Annotated in this window: 15 protein-coding genes; 10 read left to right on the top strand and 5 right to left on the bottom strand. The window is 70.6% G+C overall.

Annotation, left to right across the window (positions count from 1 at the left end):
* Positions 1–49: 49 nt before the first annotated feature.
* The 4 genes from OG698_RS18495 (at position 50) to OG698_RS18510 (ending at position 3,612) form a co-directional block, all read left to right on the top strand.
* A complete protein-coding gene (locus tag OG698_RS18495; RefSeq protein WP_406104135.1) occupies positions 50–772 on the top strand; it encodes a M50 family metallopeptidase in 723 nt (240 codons plus the stop codon).
* Between the two features lie 56 nt (positions 773–828).
* On the top strand, positions 829–2,145 hold the full coding sequence (gene aroA / locus OG698_RS18500; protein ID WP_406104137.1) for a 3-phosphoshikimate 1-carboxyvinyltransferase: 1,317 nt from the start codon (positions 829–831) through the stop codon (positions 2,143–2,145).
* A gap of 16 nt (positions 2,146–2,161) precedes the next feature.
* Positions 2,162–3,172, top strand: coding sequence for a ribosome small subunit-dependent GTPase A (gene rsgA / locus OG698_RS18505; RefSeq protein WP_406104138.1), 1,011 nt, complete (start codon positions 2,162–2,164; stop codon positions 3,170–3,172).
* 116 nt (positions 3,173–3,288) lie between these two features.
* Complete coding sequence (locus OG698_RS18510; protein WP_100595965.1) at positions 3,289–3,612, top strand: multidrug efflux SMR transporter; 324 nt, start codon at positions 3,289–3,291, stop codon at positions 3,610–3,612.
* A 10-nt stretch (positions 3,613–3,622) separates the two neighbouring features.
* On the opposite strand, the gene OG698_RS18515 is transcribed toward OG698_RS18510, so the two are convergent.
* From OG698_RS18515 to OG698_RS18525, 3 genes are read right to left on the bottom strand one after another with little or no spacing between them, the layout of a single operon-like run.
* Positions 3,623–5,650: a dipeptide ABC transporter ATP-binding protein gene (locus OG698_RS18515; RefSeq protein ID WP_406111137.1), complete on the bottom strand. Its 2,028-nt coding sequence runs from the start codon at positions 5,648–5,650 to the stop codon at positions 3,623–3,625.
* Positions 5,643–6,569, bottom strand: coding sequence for an ABC transporter permease (locus OG698_RS18520; RefSeq protein ID WP_406104140.1), 927 nt, complete (start codon positions 6,567–6,569; stop codon positions 5,643–5,645). Before OG698_RS18520 ends, OG698_RS18515 begins: the two co-directional genes overlap by 8 nt.
* Positions 6,570–6,590: 21 nt before the next feature.
* On the bottom strand, positions 6,591–7,574 hold the full coding sequence (locus OG698_RS18525) for an ABC transporter permease (RefSeq protein ID WP_383088180.1): 984 nt from the start codon (positions 7,572–7,574) through the stop codon (positions 6,591–6,593).
* A 263-nt stretch (positions 7,575–7,837) separates the two neighbouring features.
* Here OG698_RS18525 and OG698_RS18530 point away from each other — a divergent pair, with 263 nt between their 5' ends.
* Positions 7,838–9,523: an ABC transporter substrate-binding protein gene (locus OG698_RS18530; protein WP_406104142.1), complete on the top strand. Its 1,686-nt coding sequence runs from the start codon at positions 7,838–7,840 to the stop codon at positions 9,521–9,523.
* A 17-nt stretch (positions 9,524–9,540) separates the two neighbouring features.
* Here OG698_RS18530 and OG698_RS18535 read toward each other — a convergent pair whose 3' ends face one another.
* Entirely contained in the window at positions 9,541–10,143 is a 603-nt protein-coding gene (locus tag OG698_RS18535; RefSeq protein WP_406104144.1) for a TetR/AcrR family transcriptional regulator, read from the bottom strand.
* Positions 10,144–10,275: 132 nt separating this feature from the next.
* Between OG698_RS18535 and hisN the strand changes: the two genes are divergently transcribed.
* Entirely contained in the window at positions 10,276–11,070 is a 795-nt protein-coding gene (gene hisN / locus OG698_RS18540; RefSeq protein WP_100595971.1) for a histidinol-phosphatase, read from the top strand.
* Between the two features lie 199 nt (positions 11,071–11,269).
* Positions 11,270–11,671, top strand: coding sequence for a cyclic nucleotide-binding/CBS domain-containing protein (locus OG698_RS18545; protein ID WP_406104146.1), 402 nt, complete (start codon positions 11,270–11,272; stop codon positions 11,669–11,671).
* Between the two features lie 82 nt (positions 11,672–11,753).
* Here OG698_RS18545 and OG698_RS18550 read toward each other — a convergent pair whose 3' ends face one another.
* Entirely contained in the window at positions 11,754–13,235 is a 1,482-nt protein-coding gene (locus OG698_RS18550) for a catalase (protein ID WP_406104148.1), read from the bottom strand.
* 162 nt (positions 13,236–13,397) lie between these two features.
* On the opposite strand from OG698_RS18550, the gene OG698_RS18555 reads away from it, so the two are divergent.
* From OG698_RS18555 to OG698_RS18565, 3 genes are all read left to right on the top strand, one after another.
* A complete protein-coding gene (locus OG698_RS18555) occupies positions 13,398–13,814 on the top strand; it encodes a Fur family transcriptional regulator (RefSeq protein ID WP_329570499.1) in 417 nt (138 codons plus the stop codon).
* Between the two features lie 228 nt (positions 13,815–14,042).
* Positions 14,043–14,825: an ABC transporter ATP-binding protein gene (locus OG698_RS18560; RefSeq protein ID WP_329570501.1), complete on the top strand. Its 783-nt coding sequence runs from the start codon at positions 14,043–14,045 to the stop codon at positions 14,823–14,825.
* Positions 14,822–15,685, top strand: coding sequence for an ABC transporter permease (locus tag OG698_RS18565; RefSeq protein WP_406104150.1), 864 nt, complete (start codon positions 14,822–14,824; stop codon positions 15,683–15,685). The genes OG698_RS18560 and OG698_RS18565 overlap by 4 nt, the downstream gene beginning before the upstream one ends.
* Positions 15,686–15,698 lie beyond the last annotated feature (13 nt).

Below are 15,698 nucleotides of genomic sequence, written 5' to 3' on the forward strand. Positions count from 1 at the left end.
ACGTGCCACAGTGCCAGATACTGGCCCGCCAGAGGGAGCCGCTCCAGCCATGTACGTCACCGCGAGTAGCGGCGCCGCCGACCTGTGGGACCGGGTCTTCGGCAGCCAGTCCGACCCTGATCAGTGGGTGGTGTTCGCCACAGCGGCGGTCTCACTCGCCGTGATCGTCCCGCACAACATATGGCGGCTCTCCCGCAACGCGATCACCATCGCCCATGAGGGCGGGCACGGCATCGTGGCCCTGCTCAGCGGGCGCCGTCTCGACGGCATCAGGCTGCACTCGGACACCAGCGGCCTCACGGTCAGCCGTGGCAAGCCGTCGGGCCTGGGCATGATCCTGACCGCGGCCGCCGGCTACACCGCTCCCCCGCTCCTCGGCCTCGGCGGCGCGGCGCTGCTCGCCGCCGGGCACATCACGGCCCTCCTGTGGCTGGCCACGGCCCTGCTCCTGGCGCTGCTCGTGATGATCAGGAACGCGTACGGCGCGCTGACCGTGATCCTGACCGGCGGCCTCTTCGTGCTCGTGTCCTGGCTGGCGGGACCGCAGGTGCAGGCCGCGTTCGGCTACGTCGTCGTGTGGTTCCTGCTGCTGGGCGGCGTGCGGCCCGCGTTCGAGCTGCAGAGCAAGCGCAGGCGGGGCGGGGCCGGGGACTCCGACGCGGACCAGCTGTCGCGGCTCACGCACGTGCCGGCGGGAATGTGGCTGTTCTTCTTCCACGCCGTCTCACTGTGCTCGCTGCTCGGCGGGAGCCGCTGGCTGCTCGGACTGTGACCCCGGGTGGGGGCTCGTGATCCGGCCCGATCGCCTGAGCCCACTAAAGTAAAGGCATGACCGAAATCCCCGCGCACACCTCTCTCTGGCCCGCCCCCCACGCGAGCGGCCCCGTCTTCGCGACGGTCCATGTGCCGGGGTCGAAGTCGGTCACCAACCGCGCGCTCGTCCTGGCCGCGCTCGCCGCCGAGCCCGGCTGGCTGCGCCGCCCGCTGCGCTCGCGCGACACGCTCCTGATGGCGGCCGCCCTGCGCGCCATGGGCGTCGGCATCGAGGAGGGCGTGGGCCCGGACGGTTCCGGCGAGGCCTGGCGCGTCATCCCTTCGGGGCTGCGCGGCCCGGCCACGGTCGACGTGGGCAACGCCGGTACGGTGATGCGCTTCCTGCCCCCGGTCGCGGCGCTCGCCGACGGATCGGTGCGCTTCGACGGCGACCCCCGTTCGTACGAGCGGCCGCTGAACGGCGTGATCGACGCGCTGCGTGTGCTCGGCGCCCGGATCGACGACGACAGCCGCGGCTCGCTCCCGATGACCGTGCACGGCACCGGTGCCCTCGACGGCGGCCTGGTCGAGATCGACGCGTCCTCCTCGTCGCAGTTCGTCAGCGCCCTCCTGCTGTCCGCGCCGCGCTTCAACCAGGGCATCGAGGTGCGTCACGTCGGCGGCCCGCTGCCCTCGATGCCGCACATCCGGATGACCGTCGACATGCTGCGCACAGTCGGCGCCCAGGTCGACACCCCGGAGTCCGGCGGCGAGCCGAACGTCTGGCGCGTCACCTCGGGCGCCCTGCTCGGCCGCGACCTGACGGTGGAGCCCGACCTGTCTAACGCCCAGCCGTTCCTGGCCGCGGCCCTCGTCACCGGCGGCAAGGTCACCGTCCCCGACTGGCCGGAGCGCACGACACAGCCCGGCGACCGGCTGCGCGAGATCTTCACGCTGATGGGCGGCTCCTGCGAACTGACCGGGCAGGGCCTTGAGTTCACCGGATCCGGCGCGATCCACGGCATCGACGTGGACCTGAGCGAGGTCGGCGAGCTGACGCCCGGCATCGCGGCCGTCGCGGCCCTCGCCGACTCCCCCTCCACCCTCCGGGGCGTGGCGCACCTGCGCCTGCACGAGACGGACCGCCTGGCCGCGCTCACCAAGGAGATCAACGAGCTCGGCGGCGACGTCACCGAGACCGCCGACGGCCTGCACATCCGGCCGCGCCGCCTGCACGGCGGGATCTTCCACACGTACGACGACCACCGCATGGCCACCGCGGGCGCGATCATCGGCCTCGCCGTGCCGGGCGTGGAGATCGAGAACGTGGGGACGACCGCCAAGACCCTGCCCGACTTCCCCGACCTGTGGGCCGGGATGCTGGGGAACTGACGGGCGGATCGAGATCATGCGCCGTTACGGCAAGAACCCCGACGAGGACGACATCCGCGTCCGCCCCAACCGCAAGGGCAACCGCCCGCGCACGAACATCCGCCCGAAGCACGAGGACGCCGCTGACGGCATGGTCCTGACCGTGGACCGGGGCCGCCTCACCGTCCTCATCGACGACATCCCCGTCACCGCGATGAAGGCCCGCGAGCTGGGCCGCAAGGCGGCCGTGGTCGGCGACCAGGTCTCCGTCGTCGGGGATCTGTCCGGCAAGAAGGACACCCTCGCGCGCATCGTCCGCATCGGTGAGCGCACCTCCGTCCTGCGCCGCACGGCCGACGACGACGACCCGTACGAGCGCGTGGTCGTCGCCAACGCGGACCAGCTCGCCATAGTCACCGCCCTCGCGGACCCCGAGCCGCGCCCGCGCATGATCGACCGCTGCCTCGTCGCCGCGTACGACAGTGGCCTCGACCCGCTCCTCGTCCTGACCAAGTCGGACCTCGACCCGCCGGACAAACTCCTGGAGATGTACGGGGCATTGGGCGTCCCCTACGTCGTCACCAGCCGGGACGAGCTGGAGAGCGGGGCCGCGGTCGCGCGGGTGCGCGAGCAGCTCGACGGCAAGATCACCGTGTTCGTCGGCCACTCCGGCGTGGGCAAGACGACGCTGGTGAACGCGCTGGTGCCGAAGGGCAGCCGGCGTACGACGGGCCATGTCAACGCGGTCACGGGCCGCGGCCGGCACACCACGACGTCCGCGCTCGCGCTGCCGCTGCCCGACGACAACGGCTGGGTGATCGACACCCCGGGCGTGCGCTCCTTCGGACTGCACTACGTCGACCCGTCCCGCGTCATCAACGCCTTCCCCGACCTGGAGCCGGGCACGGAGAACTGTCCGCGCGCGTGCAGCCACGACGAGCCGGACTGCGCGCTCGACGAGTGGGTCGCTCAGGGACACGCCGATCCCGCGCGTCTGTACTCACTGCGGCGGCTGCTCGCCACGAGGGAGCGACGCGAGGGCGACTGACCTCAGCGTTGTTTGCGACCGCCCCTCGACGGTAAGTGCATAATCGCACCAAGCCGGACGCAAGATCGAAACCGTACGAAGCGGTCACGGAAGTCGAAGATGCTGGAGGCAAGCACATGGCGTGGCTGCTGGTCATCGTGGCGGGGATTCTCGAGACCGGCTTCGCGGTCTGCCTGAAGCTCTCGCACGGCTTCACCCGGCTCTGGCCGACGATCGCGTTCTCGTGCTTCGCCCTCGGCAGCTTCGGCCTCCTCACGCTCGCGCTGCGCAAGCTCGACGTGGGGCCCGCGTACGCGGTGTGGACGGGCATCGGCGCTGCGGGCACCGCGATCTACGGCATGGTCTTCCTCGACGACCTGGTCTCCACCCTCAAGCTCGTCTCGATCTCGTTCGTGATCGTCGGTGTGATCGGGCTTCAGCTGTCGGGCTCGGCGCACTGAGCCGCCACGCTCACACGACGTCCCGTACGCGCGGGAAGTGACAGGCGGCGCTCTGCTTCCCGGCCACCGGGCTCGCGGGCACCTCGCGCTCGCAGCGTTCCCTGTCGGCCCCGCGGAGGTCCGCGTAGACGGGGCAGCGCGCCCGGAAACGGCATCCCTCGTAGCGCCGCGTCGGGCTCGGCGGATCTCCGGCGAGCAGGATCCGGTCCCGCTGCCGTACCCGCTCCCGCTCGGGGTCGGGCAGCGGCACCGCGGACAACAGGGCCTGGGTGTAGGGGTGCAGGGGCCCCTCGAAGACGTCGGCGACGGGCCCGGACTCGACGGTCCGCCCCAGGTACACGACGCTCACACGGTCCGCGATGTGCCGTACGACGGACAGGTCGTGCGAGACGAAGAGATAGGCGAGGCCGAGTTCCGCCTTGAGCCTCTGGAGCAGGTTGAGGACGCCCGCCTGTACGGAGACGTCGAGCGCGGAGACGGGTTCGTCCAGGACGAGCAGCTCCGGCTCGACGGACAGGGCCCGCGCGATCCCGACGCGCTGCCGCTGGCCGCCGGAGAACTCGTGCGGAAAGCGCTCCGCGTGGGCGGGGTCGAGGCCGACCTGTTCCAGGAGTACGGGGATCCGGCGCGCGATCGCCGCCCGGTCCGCACCCTGGGCGCGCAGCGGCTCGGTGATGATGTCGCCGACGGGCATCCTGGGATCCAGGGAGGCCATCGGGTCCTGGAACACGATCTGCACGCGCCGCCGCAACGCCGCCCGCCCCGCCTTCCCGAGCCCGCCCACGGACTGCCCGAACAGCTCGACGTCCCCGGCCTCGGGCCGTGCCAGTTCGAGGAGTTCGAAGAGGGTGGTGGACTTGCCCGACCCGGACTCGCCGACGAGCGCGAGGGTCTCTCCGCCGCGGATGTCGAGGTCCACCCCGTCGACGGCGTAGACGCTCCCGACCCGCCGCCTGAAGGCGCTCCCCTTGAACACAGGAAACGTCTTGGCAAGTCCGCGCACCTTCAACACGGCTTCTGCCACGGGGCGTTCACCGCGATCGGCGATCCCGGGCACGGGGAAGACGTCTTGCGGGGCGAGCCCACGCACCTCGTCGGCGCGCACACAGGCGGCAAGGTGAGGCACCGCCGAACCCACAGCGGCCCGCAGTGCAGGCACCTCGCTCAGACACGCCTCCACCGCCAAGGGGCACCTGGGTGCAAACGCACACGTCTCGCCCAGCTCCCCGGCCCCCGGCGGAGCCCCCGGCACGGGCACCAGCACATCCGCCGCCCCGTCGAGCCGCGGCACCGCCCCCATCAGCCCCAGCGTGTAGGGCATCCGGGCCTCCCGGAACACGTCGTCCACCGGCCCGCTCTCGACCACACGGCCGGCGTACATCACAGCCACCCGGTCGGCCATCCCGGCGATGACCCCCAGGTCATGGCTGACCAGCACGACGGCCGCACCCGTCTCCCGCCGGGCCGTACGCAGTACGTCCAGCACCTGGGCCTGGATCGTCACGTCGAGCGCCGTCGTCGGCTCGTCGGCCACGATGACGTCGGGGTCGTTGGCCATGGCCATCGCGATCATGGCCCGCTGGCGCATGCCCCCGGAGAACTCGTGCGGGAAGGCGTCGGCGCGCGCGGCCGGTTCCGGGATCCCCACGAGATCGAGCAGCTCGACGGCGCGTGCCCGCGCCGCTCGCCCGGACACTTTCTGGTGGGCCCGCACGGCCTCGGCTATCTGGTCCCCGATCCGGTACACGGGCGTGAAGGCCGACAGGGGGTCCTGGAACACCATCGCGATCCGGCTGCCGCGCACCCGCGAGAGGTCCCGGTCCCACGCGCCGACCAGCTCCTGCCCGTCGAGCCGCACCGATCCTCGGACGGCGGCGCCGGCGGGCAGCAGGCCGAGGAGGGCCAGCGCGGTCGCGGACTTCCCCGACCCCGACTCGCCCACCAGGCCGAGGACCTCTCCCCGCTCCAGCGTCAGGTCCACGCCGCGTACTGCGGGCTTCCCGTCGAAGTCGACCTGGAGCCCCGACACCTCAAGCAGCACGGCGCGTACCTTTCCTCGTACGGGTCGTGCTCGTCGGATCGAACGCGTCGCGCAGCCCGTCCCCCACCAGGTTCACCGCGAGCACGAAGACGATGAGGAGCCCGGCGGGGAAGAAGAACATCCAGGGGTAGGTGATGGCCGCGCCCGTCGACGAGGCGATCAGGGTCCCCAACGAGACGTCGGGCGCCTGCACGCCGAACCCGAAGTACGACAGCGCGGTCTCGCTCATCACCGCGCCGCCGACCGCGATCGTGGCGTCGATGATCAGGAACGACGCCACGTTGGGCAGGACGTGCCGCCAGATGATCCGGAAGGGTCCGACGCCCATGTAGCGGGCGGCGCGCACGAATTCGCGTTCCTTGAGGGACACGGTCATCGAGCGCACCACCCGCGCGGTGATCATCCAGCCGAAGACGGCCAGCAGCCCCACGAACGCGAACCAGCCGCCGTCCCGCAGCCGCGGCGAGACGATCGCGATGATGAGGAACGAGGGGAAGACGAGCAGCAGGTCGACGACGAACATCAGCGCCCGGTCCGCCCAGCCCCCGAAGTACCCGGCGCACGCGCCCACGAGCGCCGCGAGCCCCGTCGAGAACAGGGCCACCAGAACCCCGATCACCAGGGACTTCTGGAGCCCGCGCACGGTCTGCGCGAAGACGTCCTGGCCGATGCGGTTGGTGCCCCACCAGTGGTCGGCCGAGGGGCCCTCGCGCAGCGCCGTGTAGTCGACCTTGCTGTACGTCCACTCGGCGAGGTACGGGCCGAGCACGGCGAGGGCGACGAGCAGCAGCAGGACGGTCGCCCCGACGAGGGCACTGCGGTGGCCCAGGAAGCGGCGTGCGACGACGCCGGCCCGGCCCCGGGGGCGTACGGCCGGGGGCACCGGGTCGAGCACGGCGCTGATGGTGGTGGTCATGGCAGGGGACGTCCTCGGGCGTCAGGCGCGCCGGACGCGCGGGTCGAGTGCGGCGTGCAGGGCGTCGGCGAGGAAGCCGGAGAGCAGCACGACCACGGCGGCGAAGACATTGACGGCGACGACGGAGTTGACGTCGTTCTTGCCGATGGAGGAGACGAACCACTCGCCCATGCCGTGCCAGCCGAAGATCGTCTCGGTGAAGGTGGCGCCCGTGAACAGGGCGAGGAAGCCGTAGCTGAAGAACGTGGACATGGGGATGAGGGCCGTACGCAGTCCGTGCCGCAGCAGCACCGTACGCCGGGTCAGCCCTTTCGCCTGGGCCGTGCGCAGATAGTCGGCGCCGAGCACGTCGAGCATGGCGGAGCGCTGGTAGCGGCTGTACCCGGCGATGGCGCCGAGGGCGATGGAGACCGTCGGAAGCAGCAGGTGCACCGAGCGGTCCTTCAGGACGGCCCAGAAGCCGGAGTCGACACCCGGGCTCTTCTCGCCCGTGAACTGGATGAGCTCGGTCCCGGTTTGCTGGTTGAACCAGATGGCGCCGATCTTGAGCAGTACGGCCAGCAGGAAGACCGGGGTCGAGAGCAGCGCGAACGACGCGAGGGTCAGCGCCCGGTCGGACAGCCGGTACTGGCGCACCGCCGTCCACGCCCCGGCGATCACCCCGACCACCGTGCCGGCGATCGTGCCGAGCAGCAGCAGGCGCAGGCTCACCCCGATCCGCCGGCCGAACTCGGCGGCGACGGACGACCCGTCGATGGTCTGCCCGAGATCGCCGCGCACGGCGTGCCCGGCCCAGGCCAGGAACCGTTCGAGGAGCGGCTTGTGGTCGTTGACGCCCATCGCGGTGAGGTGGTGGTCGACCGCCGAGGGCGACAGGGGCGGCTGGCGGCCCTCGTAGTAGGCGCGCGGGTCGAGCGCGAGCGAGGCGATCAGGTAGGAGAGGCAGACGGCGACGAGCAGCAGGACCGCGTAGTAGCCGAGCCGCTTGGTCAGATATGCCGACACCGTGCCTGCCCTCGCTGCGGATTGCGCCGAACTCTCGCTGAAACACACCTGATGACGACCGGGGACCGCGCCCGGCTCCCCTCGTCGCCTGTCATCGATGCAGGTCGTCAGCTTTCAACTCCAGCATGATCGCGGGTTGTTGCCGTTTTGTGAAGAGCGCATGTCAAGACCGTCGTACTCTTCCGTCGTCAACTCCCGTGGGTCTACGGTCTCGGCTGACATGCGGCCGCTCCGCCGCCGCAGCCCGGACCGGAGGAAGACCCATGCGCAGATCCACCCTCACCGCCGTCGCCGCAGCCCTGTCGGCCACTCTGGTGCTGGCGGGCTGCGGGTCGTCCGACGACGACAAGCCGGTACGGAAAGAGGCCGCGCCGGCGGTGGACGGTCAGGACATCAACGCGCATCCGGTGAGCGATCTCCGGCAGGGCGGGACGCTGAAGATGGGCCTGTCGACGTGGCCCGCGAACTTCAACTGGAACACCCCCGACGGCTTCCAAGGGGACGCCACGGAGGTGGACGCGGCGCTGCTGCCCGACCTGTTCGACAACGACGCCAAGGGCGCCCAGCACGTCAACCCGAACTTCCTGGTCTCGGCGAAGGTCGTCTCCACCGACCCGCAGGTCGTGGAGTACGAGCTGAACCCGAAGGCCAAGTGGTCCGACGGAAAGCCGCTGAGCTGGAAGGACTTCGCCGCTCAGTGGAAGGCGCTCAACAACACGGACAAGGACTACGAGGCGGCCGTCACCGACGGCTACGAGCAGATATCCAAGGTCGAGCAGGGCAAGGACGCACACGGCGTCCGGATCACCTTCGACAAGCCGTACGCCGAGTGGCAGAACCTCTTCGACCCTGTGTACCCGGCGGCGTACATCGACACCCCGGAGAAGTTCAACAAGGGCTGGACGCAGAAGCTCCCGGTCACCGCGAACGCCTTCAAGATCAAGAACATCGACAGGACAGCCCAGACGATCACCATCGTGCCGGACCCGGCCTGGTGGGGTCCCAAACCCAAGCTGGACTCCGTCGTCTATCGGATCGTCGACTTCACCGCGACCACCGAGGCGTATCTCAACAAGGAGATCGACGCCGCCACCGCGCTGCTGCCCGAGGACTACAAGCGCCTCGTGAAGTCGGCCGGCACGGACATCCGGCGCGGCGCGCGCTGGGACGAGGTGCACATCGCGCTCAACGGCGCGCACGGCCCGCTGAAGGACGTCCGCGTGCGCCAGGCGCTCGGCAACGCGATCGACCGCAAGGGCATCAACGCCGCCTTCAGCAAGGACCTCTCCTTCGAACTGAAGCCGCTCGACAACCACTTGTTCATGCCCAACCAGGAGGGCTACCAGAGCAATTCGGGCGAGTACGGGAAGTACGACCCCGAGAGGGCGGACAAGTTGCTCGACGCGGCCGGCTGGAAGTCGGCCGGTGAGGGGAAGACCCGCACCAAGGGCGGCAAGGAACTCACGCTCGAGTACACGCTCAGCGCGGGCAGTTCGTCGGCCCAGGTCGACCAGGCGGAGCTGGTGCAGCAGCAGCTGGCGGCCGTCGGCATCAAGGTCACGCTGAAGAAGGTCCCGGCCAACGACTACTTCACGAAGTTCGTGAACACCGGCAACTTCGACCTGACGAGCTTCCGCAACGTCGACGCCGTCTTCAAGAACATCGTCATCCCCACCTTCGTGCAGCCGCAGGGCAAGAACCTCTTCCAGAACTACGGCTCCATCGGCTCCCCGAAGATCGACGCGCTGCTGAAGAAGGCCCAGCAGACCACGGACAGGACCGAGGCGGACAAGCTCTACAACGAGGCCGACAAGGAGCTGTGGAAGCTCGGCCACTCCATCGAGCTGTACCAGCGGCCGCAGATCGTCGCGGTCCGCTCGGGCCTCGCGAACTACGGCGCCGAAGGCCTCGCCAGCAGCGACTACACGAAGATCGGCTGGCTCAAGTAGCTCACCGGTACGTCACTTCAGGCGGTGGCGTCCCGGCGCCGGTTCCCCAGCGCCTCCCTCAGGAGGCGCCCCAACCCACCGTCGCCCGGCGCAGCGAGCAGACAGGACAGGGCGAGCCGGACGGCCAGTTCGCAGTCGCGGGCCAGATGGTCCGCCTCCGCCCGCGGCCGCCCCGCCGAACGGAACGTGGCCGCGGCCCGCTCGCGGACCAGCTTCACCAGGTCGCCGGGGCCGGGGAGCGGCCCATCGGCCCGGCGCTGCGCGGGCACGGTGGACGACGAGGGCGCCCCGGCGAGCGCCGGGGCCGGCAGCCGCTCTCCCCAGCAGCCGGTGAGCACGGCCCGTACGAGCGCGCTGGAGCCGGCCGCGGTGACGGTCCACTCGGCGACGGCCTCGATCCCGGCCTCCTTCAGGGCCCGGTCGACGCCCGCCAGATAGGCGTCGGCCTCGCGTCGGACCAGGGCGCGCGCGAGCCCGTCCTTGCTGCCGAACTCGTTGTAGAGGGTCTGCCGGGACACCCCGGCGACGGCCGCCACGTCGATCATCCGCACCAGGGGCCAGGGGCGCCCGGCCAGCGCCGTACCGGCCGCGTCCAGCAAGGACTCCCGCGCTGTGGGCATCGTCGCCTCCCCACGCCGTAGCGGCTCAACCGCCAGGGTTGACGCGCCCGCGTGCCCTGTCAATAGCCCTCGCGGACCGCCGGGCCCGGCGCCCTGTGGCCCCGGACCGACCTCGATCGATACTGTTCACCCATGCCCGACTATCACGATGATCTGCGTCTCGCCCACGTCCTCGCGGACGCCGCCGACGCCGCGACCATGGACCGGTTCAAGGCCCTCGACCTGAAGGTCGAGACCAAGCCGGACATGACGCCGGTGAGCGAGGCCGACAAGGCCGCGGAGGAGCTCATCCGCGGTCAGCTGAAGCGGGCACGGCCGCGGGACGCGATCCTCGGCGAGGAGTACGGGATCGAGGGGACGGGCCCGCGCCGCTGGGTCATCGACCCGATCGACGGCACCAAGAACTACGTACGGGGCGTGCCGGTCTGGGCGACGCTCATCTCGCTGATGGAGGCGGGCGAGGGCGGCTACCAGCCGGTGGTCGGCGTCGTCTCCGCGCCGGCTCTCGGCCGCCGCTGGTGGGCGGCGAAGGGCGCGGGCGCATACACGGGCCGCAGCCTGACGTCGGCCTCGCGCCTGCACGTCTCCAAGGTCGGACGTCTCGCGGACGCCTCCTTCGCGTACTCCTCACTGAGCGGCTGGGAGGAGCAGGGCCGGCTCGACGGCTTCCTCGACCTCACGCGCGCGGTGTGGCGCACGCGCGGATACGGCGACTTCTGGCCGTACATGATGGTCGCCGAGGGCGCGGTCGACATGGCGGCGGAGCCCGAGCTCTCCCTGTGGGACATGGCGGCGAACGCGATCATCGTGACGGAGGCGGGCGGCGTCTTCACCGGCCTCGACGGGCGCCACGGTCCGCACAGCGGCAACGCGGCGGCGTCGAACGGCCTGCTCCACGGCGAGCTGCTGAGCTACCTGCAGACGTGAGCGTCGCGCCGCTACGGCGCGCGGAAGCTCCGTAGCGGCACAACGGACCTTCCGCGCCCCCTTGTTGACGGCCCGAACGGCTGCGACTCTGAGAGTCCCCCCACTTGTGAACTTGTGAATCCGTTCTCCAGGTCGGGACCGGAGGCAATCCTTCGGCATCCCGGAGGTCGCGGATTCACCAAGGAGGTGGCTCACGCCCATGCTCGTCCGCGACGCCATGAGCACGGTGGTCCTCACCATCGGCCCCACCCACACACTCCGCAGGTCGGCCCGGCTGATGTCCGAGCGCCGCGTCGGCGCGGCGGTCGTCCTCGACCCCGACACCTGCGGGATCGGCATTCTGACCGAGCGCGACATCCTCAACTCACTCGGCCTCGGCCAGAACCCGGACCACGAGATCGCCGGCACCCACACCACGACCGACGTCGTCTTCGCCGCCCCGGCGTGGACGCTCCAGGAGGCTGCCGAGGCCATGTCGCACGGCGGCTTCCGGCATCTCATCGTGCTCGACGACACGGAGCCGGTCGGGATCGTGTCGGTCCGCGACATCATCCGCTGCTGGGCCCCGGCCCGCCGCGCGTCGACGACGCTGGTGAGCTGATCCGCGTACGGCACCGCTGTACGCGAACAAGAGGGCCGGCCCCCGATGGGAGCCGGCCCTCTGCCTGCGTCAAGCGTCCCGGTCAGCCGCGAAGGGCCTGGACCGCGGCCTCGAGGCGCTTGCCGAAGTCACCGTCCGCCTGGCGGAAGTTGCCGATCGCGCGCTCGGCGATGTCGTCGCGGGAGACGCCCGCGATGTTGCCCGCGAGGTTCTCGATCAGACGGGCCTTCTCGTCCTCGGACATCAGGCGGTAAAGGTTGCCCGCCTGCACGAAGTCGTTGTCCTCGGCGTGCGAGGGGGCCTCGTGGTTGCCGGTGCCGCCGGCGACGGGTGTCGACACCCACAGCGGCCGGTCCGTCTGGAACGGGCCGCCGAAGGAGTTCGGCTCGTAGTTCTTCGCGCCCTGGTGGCGGCCGTCGTACAGGAAGCCGTCACGGGAGTTGGTGCGCGCCTCGGTGGCGTGCGGGCGGTTCACCGGCAGGTGGTCGGCGTTGATACCGACGCGGTAGCGGTGCGCGTCCCCGTACGCGAAGAGGCGGCCCTGGAGCATCTTGTCGGGCGACGGGCCGATGCCCGGCACGAAGTGCGCCGGCGAGAAGATGCTCTGCTCGACCTCGGCGAAGATGTTCTCCGGGTTGCGGTTGAGCTCCAGCTTGCCGATCTCGATCGCCGGGTAGTCCTCGTGCGGCCACACCTTGGTGAGGTCGAACGGGTTGAAGCGGTAGGTCGCCGCGTCGGCCGCCGGCATGATCTGCACCTGCACGGTCCAGGACGGGAACTCGCCGCGCTCGATGGCCTCGCGCAGGTCGCGCTGGTGCGAGTCCGGGTCCTCACCGGCGAGCTTCGCGGCCTCGTCGGCCGTGAGGTTCTTGATCCCCTGGTCGGTCTTGAAGTGGTACTTGACCCAGAAGACCTCGCCGGCCTCGTTGTTCCACTGGTACGTGTGCGAGCCGTACCCGTTCATGTGGCGCAGCGTCGCCGGGATGCCGCGGTCGCCGAAGAGCCAGGTGACCTGGTGCGTCGACTCGGGGCTCAGGCCCCAGAAGTCCCACACGTTGTCGGCCTCCTGCGAGCCCGTGTACGGGTCGCGCTTCTGCGTGTGGATGAAGTCGGGGAACTTGATGGCGTCCTTGATGAAGAACACCGGGGTGTTGTTGCCGACGAGGTCGTAGTTCCCCTCCTCGGTGTAGAACTTCAGCGCGAAGCCACGGGGGTCACGCACGGCGTCCGCGGAGCCGAGGCTGCCCGCGACGGTGGAGAACCGCAGGAACGTCTCGGTCTGCTTGCCGACCTCGGAGAGGAACTTGGCCCGCGTCCACTGCGAGACGTCCCGGGTCAGCGTGAACGTGCCGTACGCACCGGCGCCGCGGGCGTGCACGATGCGCTCCGGGATGCGCTCGCGGTTGAAGTGCGCGAGCTTCTCGAGCAGCGCCTGGTCCTGGACCAGTACAGGCCCGCCGACGCCCGCGGTCTCACTGTTCTGGTTGTCGGCGACCGGCGCGCCGGCCTCCGTGGTGAGCGGTCCCTGCGACGTCACGTGCGCCTCCTGCCCCGGTGCAAGCACCGGCTCCACTGGAGCGGCTGTTGCCGCGCCCTCATCTGCTGCAAGTCCTGTCCCTTGGCCAAAGCCGGTTTCGATCCTACAATGGACACTGTCTAAGTCAAGCTAGCTTCCAAAGTCACACCCGTTCGGGACCTGGTCCCTCCGCCTGTTAGGCTGACCCTCATGAGTGACCTGTTGGAACGACTGCGCGGACGCGGCTGGCGTATGACCGCGCAGCGGCGCGTCGTGGCCGAGGTCCTCGACGGCGACCATGTCCATCTGACGGCCGACGAGGTGCATTCGCTCGCCGTCGCCAAACTCCCCGAGATCTCCCGGGCGACCGTCTACAACACGCTCGGCGAGATGGTCTCCCTCGGTGAGGTCATCGAGGTCGCCACGGACAAACGCGCCAAGCGCTACGACCCGAACGCACACCGCCCGCACCAGCACCTGGTCTGCGCCCGGTGCGGCGCGATCCGGGACGTGCACCCGAGCGGCAACCCGCTCACCGACCTCCCCGACTCCGAGCGCTTCGGCTTCACGGTCTCGGACGTCGAGGTGACGTACCGGGGCGTCTGCCCGAACTGCGCGTCGGCGTAGCGCACACCACCCTTCCCGAAGAGGGCCCGCACCGGACGGTGCGGGCCCTCTTCGCGTACCCCTCTTCGCGTACCCCTCTTCGCGTACCCCTCTTCGCGCACCCCTCTTCACCGAGCCCCCTGGCGCTCCCTTTTGGTCCGTATCTCAACAACCCGCCCCCTTCCCCAATCTGACGACCCGTCATATCGTCGGCGGCGCCCACCTCCACCGCACCCCGGGAGGAAAACCGTGGGAGAGCCGCACCCCAAACTCCAGGCCCGCACACTCACCCGGTCCTTCGGCCGAGGCCACCGCACGGTGGCGGCCCTCGGCCCCCTCGACCTCACCATCGCCCCCGGCGAGTTCACCTGCGTAGTCGGTCCCTCCGGCTGCGGGAAGTCCACCCTCCTGCGCATCGCCGCCGGCCTGCTGCGCCCCACCGCGGGCGAGCTGGCCATCCGCACGGACAGCGACCGCCCCGCCGCGATGATCTTCCAGGACTACGGGATCTACGACTGGAAGACGGTCCTGGCCAACGTCCGCTTCGGCCTCGACATCCAGAAGGTCCCCCGCCGCGAGGCCGACGCCCGCGCCACCGACTGGCTCACCCGCATGGGCCTCGCCGACTTCGCCGACGCCTATCCGGCCGCGCTGTCCGGCGGCATGCGCCAGCGCGTCGCCATCGCCCGCGCGCTCGCCGTCGAGCCCGAGATCCTCCTCATGGACGAGCCGTTCGCGGCCCTCGACGCCCAGCTGCGCACGATCCTCCAGGACGAGCTCCTCGACCTCACCCAGACCACCCGCACCACCACCCTCTTCATCACCCACAGCCTGGAAGAGGCGATCGTGCTCGGCGACCGCGTCCTCGTGATGTCGGCACGGCCGGGCCGCATCATCGCCGAGCGCCGCCCGCCGTTCGCCCGGCCGCGCACCGGCGACATCCGCTCGACGCCCGAATTCACCGCGCTGAAGGGCGAGTTGTGGGATCTGCTGCGGGGCGAGGTACGCCGCGACGAGGTGGTCCCGGCATGACGACGACCGCCCCGAAGGAAGACACGACGCTCCTGGTCAGACGGCCGGGCCCGCAGGAGCTGCACCCCGCCCGCACCCACCGCAGGCGCCGCGCCCTCGAACTCTCGCTCGCCGTCGCCGTCCCCCTCGTCCTGGTCCTGCTGTGGCAGCTCGCCGCCACCCAGGCGTGGATCGACGACCGCGTCTACCCGGCGCCGTCCACGATCCTCGTCGACGGCTGGCACCGCGCCGCGGACGGCGACCTGTGGCCGGACGTGTGGGCCACCCTCAAGCGCGTACTCGCCGGATACGCGATCGGCACCGTCACCGGATACGCCCTAGGCCTCCTGATGGGCTCGCTCTCCGTGGTGCGCGCCGCCCTCGAACCGATGCTGGACGCGCTCTACGTCGTCCCGAAGCTGGCCCTGCTGCCGGTCTTCCTGAACATGTTCGGCCTCGGCGAGGGCCCGCAGATCGCGCTGGTCGCCACGACCGTCTTCTTCTTCGTCTGGATCTCCACGATGGCGGCGGTGCTCGCCGTCCCCTCCGGCCACCGGGACGCCGGGCAGGTCTTCGGCGCCTCTCCGTGGCAGATGTTCCGGCACGTCCTGCTTCCGGCGTCGCTGCCCGCGGTCCTGGTCGGCGCCCGCATAGCCGCCGGCGTCGCGGTCCTCGTGATCGTCGCCTCCGAGCAGATCGCGGCCACGAACGGCCTCGGCCACCTGATCTTCGACGCCCGTGCCCTCTTCCAGAACGACGTGATGTTCGTCGGCATCGTCTGCGTCGCCGTGCTCGGCGTCGTCTTCTCCGAACTGGTGCGCATCGCGGGCCGGCTGCTCACTCCGTGGGCGCCGCGCGACCGCGGCCGCGGCCAGTCCTGACCTCCACCGCCCC

Source organism: Streptomyces sp. NBC_01003, assembly GCF_045162695.1.
Taxonomy (GTDB): domain Bacteria; phylum Actinomycetota; class Actinomycetes; order Streptomycetales; family Streptomycetaceae; genus Streptomyces.